The organism is Microbaculum mangrovi (genome assembly GCF_051390635.1).
Lineage (GTDB): Bacteria > Pseudomonadota > Alphaproteobacteria > Rhizobiales > Tepidamorphaceae > Microbaculum.
In genome coordinates, this window is sequence record NZ_JBPODT010000001.1 from 972,211 (window position 1) to 987,053 (window position 14,843).

Below are 14,843 nucleotides of genomic sequence, written 5' to 3' on the forward strand. Positions count from 1 at the left end.
CGCTACGCCGTTCCTTCCAGGACGGAGACGATATCGGCGACGACCGACTCCACCAGCCGGGAGTCCTCGCCTTCCGCCATCACGCGGATCACCGGCTCGGTACCCGAGGGACGGATCACCAGGCGGCCGGCGCCCGCGAGACGGCTCTCGCCCTCCTCGATCGCCTGCTTCACTTCCTTGCGCTCCAGCGGCTTGCCGTTCTTGTAGCGCACGTTGCGCAACAGCTGCGGCAGCGGCTCGAAGCGGTGGCAGACCTCGCTGACCGGCTTGTCGGACCGGGCCACCACGGCCAGGAGCTGAAGCGCCGAGACGAGACCGTCGCCGGTGGTGGCGTAGTCGGACAGGATGATGTGGCCGGACTGCTCGCCGCCGACATTGTAGCCGCCGTCGCGCATCGCCTCGATCACGTGCCGGTCGCCGACGGGCGTGCGTACGACCTCGAGCCCGACATTCGACAGATACCGCTCCAGCCCGTAGTTAGACATGACGGTGGCGACGATACCCGGCCGCGAAAGCCGGCCGTCCTCGTGCCAGGACTGGGCGACGACGGCCATCAGCTGGTCGCCGTCGACGATGCGGCCCTGTTCGTCGGCGATGATCACGCGGTCGGCGTCGCCGTCGAGAGCGATACCGATGTCGGCCCGCACCTCGTGCACCTTGCGGCACAGCGCGTCGGGCGCCGTGGAGCCGCACTCCTTGTTGATGTTGAAGCCGTTCGGCTCGTCGCCGATGGAAACGACCTCGGCGCCGAGCTCCCAGAGCGCATCGGGGGCGACCCGGTAGGCGGCGCCGTTGGCGCAATCGAGCGCGACGCGAAGCCCGTCGAGCCGAAGCTCGCGCGGCAGCGTGCGTTTGGCGAATTCGATGTAGCGGGCATGCACGCCCTCGATCCGCTTCGCCCGCCCGAGCGCCACGGAGTCGGCGAGATATTCCGTCAGATCCGACTCGATCAGCGTTTCGATCTGTTCTTCCGCGCTATTGGTCAGCTTGTAGCCTTCCGGATCGAACAGCTTGATGCCGTTGTCCTGGTAGGCGTTGTGCGAGGCGGAGATCATCACGCCGAGATCGCAGCGCAGCGACCGCGTCAGCATCGCGACCGCCGGCGTCGGCATCGGTCCGAGCAGGAACACGTCCATGCCCACGGACGTGAACCCGGCGACCATCGCCGACTCGATCATGTAGCCCGACAGGCGCGTATCCTTGCCGATCACCACGCGATGGCGGTGCGTGCCGCGCCGGAACGCAATGCCGGCGGCCATGCCGACCTTCAACGCGATTTCGGGCGTGATCGGAAAGCTGTTGGCCAGCCCGCGAATGCCGTCGGTTCCGAAATATTTGCGCGACATCGGTCGCATCCCCGTTTGTTAGCCGTTGCTGTCCGCCGAGACAGAGGGCCTCTTGTCGAGCCATAGTATGCCGTCAAGCTAGCCCGAAAGCGTTCAAAAATCATAAGCGAGTGTTGCAGAGCCCATAAGGACGAACGGCCGGTTTGTCGACGCTTGGTAAACGCGTGATGCCGGAAAACCGGGGAAACCGGGAACCGGGGAGACCACGCTCCCGCGCGGAATGCGTTGAAATCGCGCCAAACGAGGGGACTTCGCATGATGGCCGGGAGCAAGATCTCCGAATTCAACGCCGAGGACCTCCTGGCCCTCTATCGCCGTAAGGCGCTGTCCCCTGTCGCGGTCGTCGCCGATGTGCTCGATCGGATCGACCGGTTCGAGCCGGACATCAACGCCTTCGTGCTCGTCGACGCCGACCGTGTCCTGGCGGATGCGCGCGCGTCCGAGGCGCGCTGGGCCAAAGGCGAGCCGAAAGGACTGCTCGACGGCGTTCCGGTCACGATCAAGGATCTGATCGACGTCGAAGGCCTGCCGACGCGCAAGGGCTCGCCGACGACGCCGCGAACGCCCGCGGCCCGCGACGCGCCGGCGGTTGCGCGGATGCGCGAGCAGGGCGCGGTTTTCGTCGGCAAGACGACGATGCCGGAATTCGGCTGGATCGGCGCCTGCCATTCGCCGCTGACCGGCGTCACCCGCAATCCCTGGGACCTGTCGCGCACGCCCGGCGGCTCATCGGGCGGGGCCGCCGCGGCGGCGCTGCTCAATCTCGGCGTCCTGCATCTGGGCACCGACGGCGCCGGTTCGGTCCGGATTCCCGCCGCTTTCACCGGCGTCTTCGGCCTCAAGCCGAGCTACGGTCGGGTGCCGGCCTATCCGGCCTCGGCCTTCACGGTATTGGCCCATCTGGGACCGATGACACGCACCGTCACCGACGCCGCCCTGATGCTGAGTGTGATCGGCGCGCCCGACGCGCGCGACACCACCGCATGGAACACACCGCCCCCCGACTACCGGATCGGCCTTGCCGACGGCGTCGCGAACCTGCGCATCGCCTGGAGCCCGCGGCTCGGCTATGTCCGGGACCTGGATGCCGATGTCGAGGCGGCAGCGGCAAAGGCCGCCAGCAGATTCGCCGAACTCGGCGCCGTCGTCGAGGACGCCGACCCCGGATTCGCCGATCCGACCGACCTGCTCCGCACGATCTGGTACGCGGTCTCCGCGACCATCGTCGATGGGGTGCCTGCCGCCGAACGCGCCGAGATGGACCCCGGCTTCCTGCGGATCGCCGAGGCCGGACGACACTATTCGCTCGCGGACTATCTCTCCGCGCAGGGCCGCCGGGTCGAACTGGCGCAGACCATGATCGACTTCCACGACCGCTACGACCTGCTGCTTACGCCGCAGATGCCGGTGCCCGCGATCGAGTCCGGCGTCGTGACGCCGCCGGACGGACGCTTCGGCGGGGAATGGCTGGCTTGGTCGCCCTACACCTATCCGTTCAACCTGACCCAGCAGCCCGCCGCCTCGGTGCCCTGCGGCTTTTCGGACAGCGGCCTGCCCGTGGCCCTGCAGATCGTGGGACCGCCGCGCCGCGACGATCTCGTGCTGCGGGCCGCCCGCGCCTACGAAAGCCTCGCTCCCTTCGCGACGCTCTCCGCGCCGCGCGGCCAGAAACGATAACGGCGGCCTCCGGAGAGGCCGCCGCCTGAGTTCGATGAATGTCCGCTGGGCCTTTCGGGGGCCTCAGGCCTGCGGCTGCGGCTCCATGCCGCCCGCGTCCGGCTCCTCGCCGCCGCGCTGCGACTTGCCCGCCTTCGGCACCGCCGACGACTTCGGCTTGGACGTCGTATCGATATCGACGTCGCGGATCGGCGGCTTGCCGTCGAGCAGGTTGCGGATCTCGTCGCCCGACAGCGTCTCGTACTCGAGCAGACCGTTGGCGATCGCGTGCAGATCGTCGAGGTTCTCGGTGAGCACCTTCTTGGCGGTCTCGTAGCCGTTGTTGACGAAGTTCTTGATCTCCTCGTCGACCAGCTTCTGGGTCTCGTCGGACACGTGCTGCTGCCGCGCGACCGAGTGGCCGAGGAACACCTCTTCCTCGTTCTCGCCGTACATCAGCGGACCCAGCTTGTCGGACATGCCGAACTGCGTCGCCATCGCCCGCGACAGCTTGGTCGCCATGCGGATGTCGGCGGAGGCGCCCGACGTCACCTTCTCGTGGCCGAAGATCAGCTCCTCGGCAACGCGTCCGCCCATCGCCACGGCAAGGTCGGCGTAGCACTTCGCCCGCGTCAGCGAGATCTGGTCGCGTTCGGGCAGGCGCATGACCATGCCGAGTGCCCGGCCGCGCGGAATGATCGTCGCCTTGTGGATCGGATCGGACGCCGGCATGTGCAGCGCCACCAGCGCGTGGCCGGCCTCGTGATAGGCGGTGAGCCGCTTTTCCTCGTCGCTCATCACGAGGGTGCGGCGCTCGGCGCCCATCATGACCTTGTCCTTGGCGTCCTCGAACTCGGCCGCCGTCACCAGCCGCTTGGAGCGGCGGGCGGCCAGCAGGGCCGCCTCGTTGACCAGGTTGGCGAGGTCGGCGCCGGAGAAGCCCGGCGTGCCACGCGCGACGATCTTGAGATCGACGTCCGGCGCGGTCGGCACCTTGCGCACGTGGACCTTGAGGATCTTCTCGCGGCCAGTGACGTCCGGGTTCGGCACGACGACCTGACGGTCGAAACGGCCGGGACGCAGCAGCGCGGGATCGAGCACGTCGGGACGGTTGGTCGCGGCGATCAGGATGATGCCCTCGTTCGCCTCGAAGCCGTCCATCTCGACGAGCAGCTGGTTCAGCGTCTGCTCGCGCTCGTCATTGCCACCGCCCAGGCCCGCGCCGCGATGGCGGCCGACGGCGTCGATTTCGTCGATGAAGATGATGCACGGCGCGTTCTTTTTCGCCTGCTCGAACATGTCGCGCACACGAGACGCGCCGACACCGACGAACATCTCGACGAAGTCGGAACCGGAAATCGTGAAGAACGGCACGTTGGCCTCGCCGGCGACCGACCGGGCGAGCAGCGTCTTGCCGGTGCCGGGAGGGCCGACCAGCAGCACGCCGCGCGGAATCCGGCCGCCGAGGCGCTGGAACTTCTGCGGATCGCGCAGGAACTCGACGATCTCCTCGAGGTCTTCCTTGGCCTCGTCGACCCCGGCGACGTCCTCGAAGGTGACGCGGCCATGGGCCTCGGTGAGGAGCTTGGCCTTGGACTTACCAAAGCCCATCGCCTTGCCGCCCGCCCCCTGCATCTGCCGCATGAAGAAGATCCACACGGCGATCAGCAGCAGCATCGGGAACCAGGACACCAGCACGCCGAGCAGCGAGGGCACGTCCTCGGACTGCGGCTTGGCGCTGATCGAGACGCCCTTGTCCTCGAGCTTGGTGACGAAGTTGGGATCGTCCGGCAGGTAGGTCTGGAAAGTGCGACCGTCGTTCAGCGTGCCGGTCACCTGCTGGCCCGAGATCGTCACCGCGCGCACGCGGCCTTCGGACACCTCCGAGAGAAGCTGCGAATAGCTCATCTCGTTTGTGGTCCCGCGCTGCGCCGGGCTCTGGAACAGGTTGAAGAGGGCGATAAGCAGAAGTCCGATTATCACCCACAGAGCGAAATTGCGAAAATTGGCGTTCATCTGTGTCCTGACTGACCCGTGAGCCCCGGCGTCGCAGCCGATATTCGGCAGACATATTGCGGCTTGAAGCGTTCTCAATCGTTAATTTAGGCACGTTGCCGCAAGATGCCAATGATCTGCGTCATGCAATCGCGTTTTGGCGTAAACGACCCGTAGGGTCCGCCGCACCGCGTACCCGCGTCACTTCGTCCCGATCTCGTTTGTCCCGCCCCCGTTCGGGCCGGTCCCGTCACCGGACCGCGCGGCGAAGCGCCCGGCGCCGAGGAAGGCGAAGGAAAACCCGTCCGGCGAATAGGGACCGGGCTCCGCTTCCACCAGCGGGGCGGCCACGAGCCGGTCGCCGGCGAACACGCCCGGCGCGACGCGGGCCGCCGCCGGCGGAATGTCCCTGAGCCCGGAAATCTCGCGAATCCGCGAAAGTCCCGCGCTGCCGAGCGCACGAACCGTAAGCGCGTGTCGTTCCGCACTCTTCCCGATATCGAGACGGAAGCGACGGTCCCAGACCACCGGTCCCGGCCCGTCGACCCGTTCGACCGGCAGGCCGGCCCGCCCCGTCTCGCGAAACACGGTCGCCGCCTCGCCGGAGATCACGACACGGCAGCCGGAAAGCGTCACCGCGCCGCTGCCGGCGCTCGCCGCTCCGAGCCGCGCGTACAGGCGCTCGAGCCGGTCGAGCCGGGGCGCATAGTCGGCGCCGCCGACCCCCATAAGCAGCCGCGCCAGCACGCGCAGGCCGATGTCCTCGGGCGCGGCGAGCAGCGTTCCCCGGTCAAGCCGGCAGAACCCGGCCGGGTCCGCGGTCACCGCCGCGCGATGCAGACCGGCCGCCGTCTGCTCCAGCGCCGCGCGGGCGCGGCGCATCCGTTTGGCCGTCTCAGCGAGCCGCCGCGCGGTCATGCCTTCCCGCGCCAGCGCCGGCATGAGGTCGCGCAGCCGCGCCCGGGCAAAGCGCGCATCGGCGTTGGAGGGATCCTCGATCCAGTCCTGACGGTGCGCCCCCAGCGTCGCCACCAGCCGCGCCTTCGGTACGTCGAGGAGCGGCCGGCCGATTGCCGGTCCAGACATAGTCACTCCGGGCCACTCGGCCGTCTCGGGCATCGCCGAAAGCCCGTCGACGCCCGACCCGCGCGCAAGCCGCAGCAGTAGCGTCTCGGCCTGGTCGTCGAGGTGATGGGCCGTCAGGAGGTGCGACAGACCATGTTCGGCACAGGCCTCCACCAGCAGCCGGTAGCGCGCCTCGCGCGCCGCCGCCTGGATGCCGGCGGACGGTTTGCTCCCCTTCCAGACGAGGGTGCGGTGTTCGAGGCCGGCGTCCCGCGCCCACTGCGCGACCTGCCGGGCCTCCTCGGCCGCTTCCGGACGCAAGCCGTGATCGACGGTGAGGACGACCACCGGCAGGTCGGGACGGCCCCGTGTCCGCCAATCGGCCACGAGCCGCATCAGCGCGAGCGAATCGGCGCCGCCTGAGACCGCGAGGCCGAGCCCTGCGGCGGCCGCGAAGGGCGCCAGCAGCCGATCGGCCTCGGCCGCGGTCAGTGCAATCGTATCGCGGTCAGCAGCCACTTTTCCGTGCTTCGCTGCGGGCGCGCTCCTGCACGGCCTGCGGCGCCTTGGGATAGCGGCGCGGGATCTCTGCGAACGTCGCGCAGGCCGCGTCGGCCTGGCCGAGCTCCTTCAGCGACATGCCGAGCTTGTAAAGGCTCTCCGGCGCCTTTGCCCCTTCGGGATAGTCGGAATAGCCCTTCAGGAAGGCGTCGGCGGAGTCGCGATACATGCCGCGCGCGAACAGCGACTCGCCGAGCCAGTACTGCGCGTTGCCAGCCAGCGGGTCGTTCGGAAACTGCTGCAGGAACTGCCGGAAGCTCGCCTCGGCGGTATCGAACTCTCCGCGCAGGATGTAGCCGTAGGAAAGGTCGTACATATCCTTGGGATCGCCCGAGGGGGCGGCGGCGAGCTGCGGATTGGCATCCATCGACGAACCGGGAATCGGCTGCTGGCCAAACCCGGGCTGGGTGCCGCCCGACCCCAGGCCGCCCTGCGTGCCGCCGAGCGCGGACGACAGGTCGAGCGGCCGGCCGGGAATCTGGCCGAGCGTCTGCGTCGGGGCCCCGGTGCCGGGCGTGCTCCCGCCCTGCTGCATGTGCTGCTGCCCCGGGGCCTGGCCGAGCGGCTGCGTCGGCTGCTGGATCGGGGGGGGCTGCTGCAGGGTCGTGGCGGGCCGGTTCGCGGTGCCGCCCTGGCCGAGCTGCTGGAACCGGTATTCGTTGTCCTCCGACATCCGCCGCAGCTGATCCTGCAGCTGGCGGATCTGGAAGCTCTGCTGCTCGACCAGCCCGTTGAGCTGGCGGACCTGATCCTCAAGCGTGCTCAGGCGCAGCGCTATCTCGGAATCCTGGCCACCGTCGCGTTTGCCGAAGAGTTGCGCCGAGGCAACGCCGGGCACCAAGGCGAGACTGGCGGCGACGAGTGCGAGCCGCGAGAGGCGGAGAATGGAAACAGACGTCATGATAGCGGGCCGATCCGGGGTCATGTCCAAGCCACGAGGGACGCGCTCATACCATAGGTCGGACTGGGACCAAAGTTAGGCGCGGCCGACGGAATACGGTCCGCCGCCTGCCAGCGACGGACCGCGAACCCCGTATCCGGACCTGTGTCGCCCGGCCGTCAGCTGCCGGGCGCGTTGTTGACCACCGTCACGGCACGCCGGTTCTGCGACCAGCAGGACTCGTTGTCGCAGACCGCGACCGGACGTTCCTTGCCGTAGGAAACCGTGCGCACGCGCGAGGGATCGATACCCTGCGAGACGACGTAGTCGCGCGTGTTCTGCGCGCGCCGGGCGCTGAGCGCCAGGTTGTACTCGCGGGTACCGCGCTCGTCGGCATGGCCTTCGATGGTCACGGCGTACTTGGGATAGAGACGCAGCCACTGGACCTGCTTGTTCAGCGTATCGCGGGCCTGCGGCGTCAAGGTGGTCTGGTCGACGGGGAAGAACACCCGGTCGCCGACATTGACCACGAAGTCCTGAGCGCTGCCCGGCGTCACGTTGCCGGAAAGCTGCTGCCCCTTGTTCTGGGCGCAGGCGGCGAGCGTCAGCGCGGCGACCAGAACGACCGCGAGACGCATCCCGCGGCCAAAATTCACGAAACTCGACATTCCGGCAGACTCCTTCGGTGGACCGGATACACGCACGGTTTACCTAAACGGTTTTCATTAACCGCCCGTTCCGAAACGTGGTTAACGCCCCCGCGTTCCCACGCGCACCTTCGTTAACCCGGCACGCGAACCAGATGGACAAAGTTAATTCAGTAGCGGCGACCAGGCCGGGTCGGACCCGAAGGCCGGCGTGGGGACGCGCTGCTCGTTGTAGCCGGTGAGATCCACCGTCCAGAGCTGCGGCCCGCCGCCGACTCCCGGCACGTCGCGGAAGAACATCAGCACCCGCCCGTTCGGCGCCCAGGTCGGCCCCTCGTTGTGATAGCCCTCGGTGAGGATGCGCTCGCCGGAACCGTCCGGACGCATGACACCGATCGAGAAGCGGCCACCCGAGCGCTTGGTGAAGGCGATCAGGTCGCCGCGCGGCGACCATACCGGCGTCGCGTAGGCGCCGTTGCCGAAGCTGATGCGCTGTTGATTGGTGCCGTCGGCGTTCATCACGTAGAGCTGCTGCGACCCGCCGCGATCGGATTCGAACACGATCTGGCGGCCGTCCGGCGCGAACGACGGGCTGGTGTCGATCGACGGCGTATTGGTGAGCCTCGTGGTGCGGCGGCTGCCCAGGTCCATGACATAGATATTGGCGTTGCCGCCCTGCTCGAGGCTCAGCACCACGCGCTGGCCGTCCGGCGAGAAGCGCGGCGCGAACGTCATCGCCGGGAAGTCGCCGACCACCTCGCGCTGTCCGGTCTCGATGTTGAGCAGGTAGACCCGCGGCGTCTGGCCGATGGGCTGCGACACGTAGGTGATCTCCTGGCGCGACGGGCTGAAGCGCGGGTTGCGGATGATTTCCTGCGGATCGTTGGTCAGGTAGCGCACGTTGGCGCCGTCCTGGTCCATCAGCCCCAGCCGCCGGACGCGCGCGTCCTTCGGCCCGGTCTCGTCGACGAAGACGATGCGGGTGTCGAAATAGCCCTTCTCGCCGGTCAGCCGCTCATAGATCGCATCGGCGATGATATGGGCGATCCGCCGCCAGTTGTCGGGGTTCGCGAAATACTGCTGGCCGGTGATCTGCTGGCCCGCGAACACGTCCCAAAGCCGGAACTCCGCCTTGAGCCGCCCGTCGGGCTGCTTCGTCACCCGCCCGGTCACCAGCGCCTGCACGTTGATCACGCGCCAGCTGCCGAAATTCGGGACGGCGTCGAAACCGCCGGCCGTCTCGATGAAGGCGGCCGGATCGACCGGCTTGAACAGGCCGGAGCGCTGCAGATCGGCCGCGATCACCTGGGAGATCTGCTGGCCGAACTGCGGATCGCCGCCGGCGCCGAAATCGGTGACGGCGATCGGCATAGGCTGGATGTTGGCCTGGGTGATGTCGATTTCGATCAGGGCCCGTGCCGGCGCGGTCGCGAGAAGCGCGGCGACGAGGCTGACGGCAGCGGTGAGGAATAGTCTCATCGTTTCACTCGGCAGGTCTGTGTTCTGAAACTTCGGGCAGATCGGGGCATGGGCCTTTGGCCTAGCCGCCGAGCAGCTCGCGTGGGTCGAAGGACATGTGGATTTGCTGCCAGGAACTGTATTTCTCCGGCGGCAGGAAATACGGCTGGCAACGATTGACGGCGCGGATGGCCGCTTCCGCGGCCACGGTGAAGACCGGATCGGACGAGCCATTGAGCAACGTCGGCGGCCCCGCCAGGGTTCCGTCCAGATTGAGATCCATGCCGATCCGCACGACCATCTGACCGGCGTCGATGACGCCGACCGGCGGATTCCAGCAGCGTGCGATCTGGGCGCGCAACGCGTCGATCTCGCTGACCGACAGCGTCGACGCGGTGCCCGACGCCGTGCCGAGCGAGGGATTGACCGATCCGGTGTCGCTCACCGTTCCACCACCGGAGTCCGGCACCTTGTTCAGAAGCGCGGCGATCTTGTCGGCGTCGAACTTGGCTTCCGGCTTCTTCGGCTTCGCCGGCGCGGCGGGCTTCGGCTTGGCGGCGACCTTCGGCTTCGTGCGCGGCACCGGCGCGTTGGCCAGCGGCTCGGGCGCGGGCTCGGGCGCGGCTTCCATGACCGGCGCGGGCTCCGGCGTCGGCAGGGGCGCCGGCTCGGGATCGTCCGGCGTCAGCGTGGCCGTCCGCAGCGGGGCCGGCTCGGGCTCCGGATCCGAGGCGGGCGCCTTCGACGGCTCCGGTTTCGGCTCCGGCTTGGCCTTCGGCTGCTCGACCGGTTCGGCCTTCTCCACCGGCTTCGGCGGCGTCGGCTCCAGTTCCTTGTCGCCGTCGCGCGTACCGGCGGTGATCTGCGTGAACTCGGTGATGGAGATGATGTCCACCGGAAGCGGCGGCTGCGGCGTCGACTCGTAGGGACCGGCATTCGGCAGCGCGATCATGCCCCAGGCGAGGATCGCGGCGTGTCCGACGGTCGAGACTGACAGGGCGACGCGCATGGCCAGTCCTCAGCGCTCGCTCTGTTCCATTTCGGTGACCAGGGCGATGCGGCGGAAACCGGCGGCATTGAGCCGGCCCATCACCCGCATCACGGTTCCGTAGTCGACGGTGCGGTCTCCACGCACGAAGACGCGTTCCTCGACGCCCTGCTCGGCGACGGCGGTAAGCTTGGGAACGAGTTCCTCGATGGTAATCTCGGTGTCCTGCAGAAACACGCGACCCTCGTTGTCGACGCTGATGGTCAGCGGCTCCTCCTGCCCTTCCAGCGGCTTGGCCTGGGATTCGGGAAGGTCGATCGGTACTCCGACGGTCAGAAGCGGCGCGGTCACCATGAACACGATGAGCAGCACGAGCATGACGTCCACGAACGGCGTGACGTTGATCTCGCTCATCGGGCGGTAGCGTTGGCCCCGCCGACGACGCCCGCCGTTGTTTCCCGCAAAACTGGCGCCCATAGGTCTAGCTTCTCTCTTCCAATTGCCGCGAAAGTATGGCGCTGAACTCGTCCGCGAAGCCTTCCAGCCGCACGATGATCTTGGAGACGTCGCTCGACAGTTTGTTGTAGGCGATGACCGCCGGAATCGCCGCGAGCAGGCCCAGGGCGGTGGCGAACAGGGCCTCGGCGATGCCTGGCGCGACGACGGCGAGATTGGTCGATTCCGAGGCCGCGATCGCCTGGAAGCTCGTCATGATGCCCCACACCGTGCCGAACAGGCCGATGAAGGGCGCCGCCGAGCCGACGGTCGCCAGGAACAGGAGCCGGCTCTCCAGCCGGGCGCTCTCGCGGGCGATGGTCACGTCCATCACCTTCTCCACCCGCGACTGCACGCCCATCATCGACATGGCGCCGGTCTCGTGGCTGCGTTTCCATTCGCGCATGGCGGCCACGAACAGGGCCGCCATCGTCGCGTTGGACCGCGCGGCGAGACTGCGGTGCAGTTCCTCCAGCGAATGGCCGGACCAGAAGACCTTCTCGAACCGGTCCATCTGGGTGCGCGTGCGCCGGTAGGCCACGGTCTTCTCGAAGATGATCGCCCACGTCCAGATCGACGCGGCGATCAGGCCGAGCACGACCAGCTTCACGACGATGTGAGCCTGCACGAACAGTGAGAAGAGCGACACCTCGCCGGGCGACGACAGCGTCGTGACATCGAGCATCAGAACAACCTCGCTGGAGAAAGCACGCCCGCTCCGTGCCCTCCAGTGCGGACACCCGAAACGGTATGGAAGCTCGCCCGCGCCCCGACAGATCCCCTTGCGAAGGATTCGCGGCGTTCCGCCGACGGTCGGCGCATGGTGCGATGCAGCATCTGGTCGCGGCCGATTATGTCAAATCGAGGGCGCCGGACCGACCCGACACCTGCGCCAAGAAAACCTTCCCTTTGGTTAACGCTTGGTTACACGTCGGCGCGGCGGTCTTAAAAGGCGCGCGCGCGGTGCCCTCAGACCTCGTCCTCGACGGCCTCGCCGAGGATGCGCCGCAACGCGGTGGGAATGCGCCGCGCCCGCCCCGAACGCGCCACCAGCGCGACTTGAACATCAGCCGTGACCAGCACCTCGTCGCCGCGCAGCACCCGCTGGGCAAGCACCATCGAGGCGCCGCGCATCTCCTTGGTTCGGGTCTCCACCGTCAGGATGTCGTCGATACCGGCCGGCCGCTCGTAGGAAATCGTCATGCGGCGCACCGCGAAGGCGACCGGATCGTCGCCCTCGAACAAATCGGCGTGATCGGCGCCGGAAAGCCGCATGAAATCGGAGCGTCCGCGCTCCATGAACCGCAGGTAGCTGGCGTGATAGACGACGCCGGAGAAGTCGGTGTCCTCGAAATAGACGCGGATCGGCAGGACGTGCCGACCGTCGACGATCCGGCCGGCGAGATCTGGCCAGGCGGTCGGCAAAGCGGCTTCAGTCATTGTCGTCGCCCGTGAACAGGCCCATCTGCGGCGCGAACTCGCTGGGAGCGGCAAGCCCCAGGTGCTTGAAGGCGTGCGGCGTCAGGATGCGCCCGCGCGGGGTGCGCTGGATGAAGCCCTGCTGGATCAGGAACGGCTCGATGATCTCCTCGATGGCGTCGCGCGGCTCCGACAGCGCCGCGGCGATGGTCTCGATCCCGACCGGCCCGCCGCCGAACTTGAGCGCGATGGTGGAGAGATAGCGCCGGTCCATGGCATCGAGGCCGCGCGCGTCGACCTCGAGTTCGGCGAGCGCCTTGTCGGCGATCGCCCGGTCGATCCGGCCGCCGCCCTCCACCAGCGCGAAATCGCGCACCCGCCGCAGCAGCCGGCCCGCGACACGGGGTGTGCCGCGCGCGCGTCGGGCGATTTCGCTGGCGCCGTCGTCCGAGATCGCGACGCCCATCACCCGCGCCCCGCGCCGCACGATCTGCTCCAGCTCCGCGTCGGTGTAGAAGTTGAGCCGCACCGGAATGCCGAAGCGGTCGCGCAGGGGCGTCGTCAAAAGCCCGGTCCGCGTCGTCGCCCCGACCAGCGTGAATTTGGCGAGGTCGATTCGCACCGAGCGCGCCGCCGGCCCCTCGCCGATGATCAGGTCGAGCTGGAAATCCTCCATCGCCGGATAGAGCACCTCCTCGACCGCCGGATTGAGCCGGTGGATCTCGTCGATGAACAGGACGTCGCGCTCCTCCAAATTAGTCAGCAGCGCGGCAAGGTCGCCGGCCTTGGCGATCACCGGGCCGGAGGTGGCGCGGAAATTGACGCCGAGCTCGCGGGAAACGATCTGGGCGAGCGTCGTCTTGCCCAGCCCCGGCGGGCCGGCGAACAGCACGTGGTCGAGCGCCTCGCCGCGCGCGCGCGCCGCCTCGATGAACACGCGCAGGTTCTGCCGCGCCTGCTGCTGGCCGACGAACTCCTCCAGCCGCAACGGCCTGAGCGACGCGTTGGCGTCCTCGTCCTCCGGCGTTTCCTCGGCGGCGACAAGGCGGTCGGTCAACGTGCAAGCTCCTTAAGGCCCATCCGGATCAGCGTTTCGGCCGTGGCGTCCTCGCCGGCTTCCTTGAGCGCGGCGGCGACGGCCGCGCCGGCCTGCGCCTGAGCGTAGCCGAGATTGACGAGCGCCGACACCGCGTCGCGCGTCGGCGAGGCCGCGCGCCCTCCCGCGAGTTCGCCGGACACCCTGGCGAGCTCCATGTCGCCGCCGACCAGCGGCGACTTGTCGCGCAGCTCGGAGACGATGCGGCCGGCGACCTTCGGCCCGACGCCCGGCGCACGGGCGACCATCGCCTTGTCCTGCATGGCGATCGCGTTGCCCAGGTCCGCCGTCGACAGCGTGCCGAGGATCGCCAGCGCCACCCGCGAGCCGACACCCTGCACGCTCTGCAGCAGCCGGAACCACTCCTTCTCGGCCTCGCCGGAAAACCCGTAGAGCCGGATCGCGTCCTCGCGCACCACCGTCTCGATGAACACGACCACCGGCTCGCCCGGCCGGCCGAGCGCGGACAGCGTGCGCGCCGAACAGGTCACATGGTAGCCGACCCCGCCGACATCGACGATCACCCAGTCGTCGCCGTAGGAATCGACGATGCCTTTGAGCTTGCCGATCATGGATATTTGCCGCTCATGGATGCGTGTCCGGTGTGACCAGTTTCAGCGCGGGGAAATACACCCGGTAGCGCTCGGAGTCCCGGGTCAGCAGCGCGTACCCCTGCACTTCCGCGTGCGCGCCGATATAGAAGTCCGGCAGCGGCGAACGCTTGGCGCCGCCCGACCGCCGATAGGAGAGAAACGCCCGGCCCGCGTTGAACGCGGCATCCCACGGCAGGTCCTCGCGGCGAAAACGGTCGCGCGGCATGGCCTGGTCGAGCTGTCGCTGGGTGGCGAACATCGCTCCGAGTTCGGCATAGATGATCGGATTGACGACGAGCTCGCCGTCTCCGGCGGCCTCGATCAGCCGGGTTCGCGACCACGCAAGCCAGGTCGGGTCGGACCCGAACACGTCGATAAGAACGTTGGTGTCTATGAGTGTATCGGTCATTCGCCGCGGATCAGATCCATGAACGCGTCGGTCGTCATGCCGAGATCGACGATGCCCGTGACGCTGTCGAGATAGTCGGCGAACGCGTCCGGCTCGTGTCCGCCGGCGGTCGCCTTGCGGACGATCAGCTCGCCGTCCCGCTCGGCGAAATCCACCTCGCTTCCCGGCCGGATATCCGTCCGCTTCCGGAAATGCTGGGGGATCGTAACCTGGCCCTTGGATGTCACGCGCATCG

15 protein-coding genes are annotated in these 14,843 nt (G+C 68.2%); 1 reads left to right on the top strand and 14 read right to left on the bottom strand.

The genetic code is table 11. The annotated features are described in order from the left end of the window. Positions 1-2 precede the first annotated feature (2 nt). Positions 3-1,346, bottom strand: coding sequence for a phosphoglucosamine mutase (glmM, locus tag ACSF9G_RS04675; RefSeq protein WP_436638907.1), 1,344 nt, complete (start codon positions 1,344-1,346; stop codon positions 3-5). Between the two features lie 258 nt (positions 1,347-1,604). Between glmM and ACSF9G_RS04680 the strand changes: the two genes are divergently transcribed. Beyond that, positions 1,605-3,023, top strand: a complete 1,419-nt coding sequence (locus ACSF9G_RS04680; RefSeq protein WP_436638909.1) for an amidase — start codon at positions 1,605-1,607, stop codon at positions 3,021-3,023. Positions 3,024-3,086: 63 nt separating this feature from the next. Here ACSF9G_RS04680 and ftsH read toward each other — a convergent pair whose 3' ends face one another. The 13 genes from ftsH to ACSF9G_RS04745 all read right to left on the bottom strand — a co-directional run bounded on the left by ftsH (position 3,087) and on the right by ACSF9G_RS04745 (position 14,841). Beyond that, entirely contained in the window at positions 3,087-5,018 is a 1,932-nt protein-coding gene (gene ftsH / locus ACSF9G_RS04685) for an ATP-dependent zinc metalloprotease FtsH (protein ID WP_436638911.1), read from the bottom strand. 180 nt (positions 5,019-5,198) lie between these two features. Further along, positions 5,199-6,581, bottom strand: coding sequence for a tRNA lysidine(34) synthetase TilS (gene tilS / locus ACSF9G_RS04690; protein WP_436638913.1), 1,383 nt, complete (start codon positions 6,579-6,581; stop codon positions 5,199-5,201). Beyond that, complete coding sequence (gene ybgF, locus ACSF9G_RS04695; RefSeq protein WP_436638915.1) at positions 6,571-7,524, bottom strand: tol-pal system protein YbgF; 954 nt, start codon at positions 7,522-7,524, stop codon at positions 6,571-6,573. Before ybgF ends, tilS begins: the two co-directional genes overlap by 11 nt. A gap of 158 nt (positions 7,525-7,682) precedes the next feature. Beyond that, positions 7,683-8,171 carry a peptidoglycan-associated lipoprotein Pal gene (gene pal / locus ACSF9G_RS04700; protein WP_436638917.1) on the bottom strand — a complete coding sequence of 163 codons (489 nt, stop codon included), beginning with the start codon at positions 8,169-8,171 and terminating at the stop codon, positions 7,683-7,685. A 144-nt stretch (positions 8,172-8,315) separates the two neighbouring features. Further along, positions 8,316-9,629, bottom strand: coding sequence for a Tol-Pal system beta propeller repeat protein TolB (tolB, locus tag ACSF9G_RS04705; RefSeq protein ID WP_436638919.1), 1,314 nt, complete (start codon positions 9,627-9,629; stop codon positions 8,316-8,318). Positions 9,630-9,690: 61 nt separating this feature from the next. Beyond that, entirely contained in the window at positions 9,691-10,617 is a 927-nt protein-coding gene (tolA, locus tag ACSF9G_RS04710) for a cell envelope integrity protein TolA (protein WP_436638921.1), read from the bottom strand. A 9-nt stretch (positions 10,618-10,626) separates the two neighbouring features. Then, a complete protein-coding gene (tolR, locus tag ACSF9G_RS04715; protein ID WP_436638923.1) occupies positions 10,627-11,073 on the bottom strand; it encodes a protein TolR in 447 nt (148 codons plus the stop codon). Positions 11,074-11,077: 4 nt separating this feature from the next. After that, positions 11,078-11,776, bottom strand: a complete 699-nt coding sequence (gene tolQ, locus ACSF9G_RS04720; RefSeq protein WP_436638925.1) for a protein TolQ — start codon at positions 11,774-11,776, stop codon at positions 11,078-11,080. A 284-nt stretch (positions 11,777-12,060) separates the two neighbouring features. Next, positions 12,061-12,531 (bottom strand): tol-pal system-associated acyl-CoA thioesterase, encoded by a 471-nt coding sequence (ybgC, locus tag ACSF9G_RS04725; RefSeq protein WP_436638927.1) that lies wholly within the window; start codon positions 12,529-12,531, stop codon positions 12,061-12,063. Next, entirely contained in the window at positions 12,524-13,567 is a 1,044-nt protein-coding gene (ruvB, locus tag ACSF9G_RS04730; protein WP_436638929.1) for a Holliday junction branch migration DNA helicase RuvB, read from the bottom strand. The genes ybgC and ruvB overlap by 8 nt, the downstream gene beginning before the upstream one ends. Beyond that, positions 13,564-14,178, bottom strand: coding sequence for a Holliday junction branch migration protein RuvA (gene ruvA, locus ACSF9G_RS04735; RefSeq protein WP_436638931.1), 615 nt, complete (start codon positions 14,176-14,178; stop codon positions 13,564-13,566). The genes ruvB and ruvA overlap by 4 nt, the downstream gene beginning before the upstream one ends. A 13-nt stretch (positions 14,179-14,191) precedes the next feature. Next, a complete protein-coding gene (locus tag ACSF9G_RS04740) occupies positions 14,192-14,608 on the bottom strand; it encodes a type II toxin-antitoxin system VapC family toxin (RefSeq protein WP_436638933.1) in 417 nt (138 codons plus the stop codon). Next, the gene (locus tag ACSF9G_RS04745; protein ID WP_436638935.1) at positions 14,605-14,841 is read right to left on the bottom strand and encodes an AbrB/MazE/SpoVT family DNA-binding domain-containing protein; all 237 of its coding nucleotides are present in this window, start codon (positions 14,839-14,841) and stop codon (positions 14,605-14,607) included. The genes ACSF9G_RS04740 and ACSF9G_RS04745 overlap by 4 nt, the downstream gene beginning before the upstream one ends. Positions 14,842-14,843: the final 2 nt, after the last annotated feature.

Bases quoted from the DNA above. Each gene is read 5' to 3' on its own strand.
- glmM (WP_436638907.1), bottom strand. From the start codon at position 1,346: ATGTCGCGCAAATATTTCGGAACCGACGGCATTCGCGGGCTGGCCAAC.
- ACSF9G_RS04680 (WP_436638909.1), top strand. From the start codon at position 1,605: ATGGCCGGGAGCAAGATCTCCGAATTCAACGCCGAGGACCTCCTGGCC.
- ftsH (WP_436638911.1), bottom strand. From the start codon at position 5,018: ATGAACGCCAATTTTCGCAATTTCGCTCTGTGGGTGATAATCGGACTT.
- ybgF (WP_436638915.1), bottom strand. From the start codon at position 7,524: ATGACGTCTGTTTCCATTCTCCGCCTCTCGCGGCTCGCACTCGTCGCC.
- pal (WP_436638917.1), bottom strand. From the start codon at position 8,171: ATGTCGAGTTTCGTGAATTTTGGCCGCGGGATGCGTCTCGCGGTCGTT.
- tolB (WP_436638919.1), bottom strand. From the start codon at position 9,629: ATGAGACTATTCCTCACCGCTGCCGTCAGCCTCGTCGCCGCGCTTCTC.
- tolA (WP_436638921.1), bottom strand. From the start codon at position 10,617: ATGCGCGTCGCCCTGTCAGTCTCGACCGTCGGACACGCCGCGATCCTC.
- tolR (WP_436638923.1), bottom strand. From the start codon at position 11,073: ATGGGCGCCAGTTTTGCGGGAAACAACGGCGGGCGTCGTCGGCGGGGC.
- tolQ (WP_436638925.1), bottom strand. From the start codon at position 11,776: ATGCTCGATGTCACGACGCTGTCGTCGCCCGGCGAGGTGTCGCTCTTC.
- ybgC (WP_436638927.1), bottom strand. From the start codon at position 12,531: ATGACTGAAGCCGCTTTGCCGACCGCCTGGCCAGATCTCGCCGGCCGG.
- ruvA (WP_436638931.1), bottom strand. From the start codon at position 14,178: ATGATCGGCAAGCTCAAAGGCATCGTCGATTCCTACGGCGACGACTGG.
- ACSF9G_RS04740 (WP_436638933.1), bottom strand. From the start codon at position 14,608: ATGACCGATACACTCATAGACACCAACGTTCTTATCGACGTGTTCGGG.
- ACSF9G_RS04745 (WP_436638935.1), bottom strand. From the start codon at position 14,841: ATGCGCGTGACATCCAAGGGCCAGGTTACGATCCCCCAGCATTTCCGG.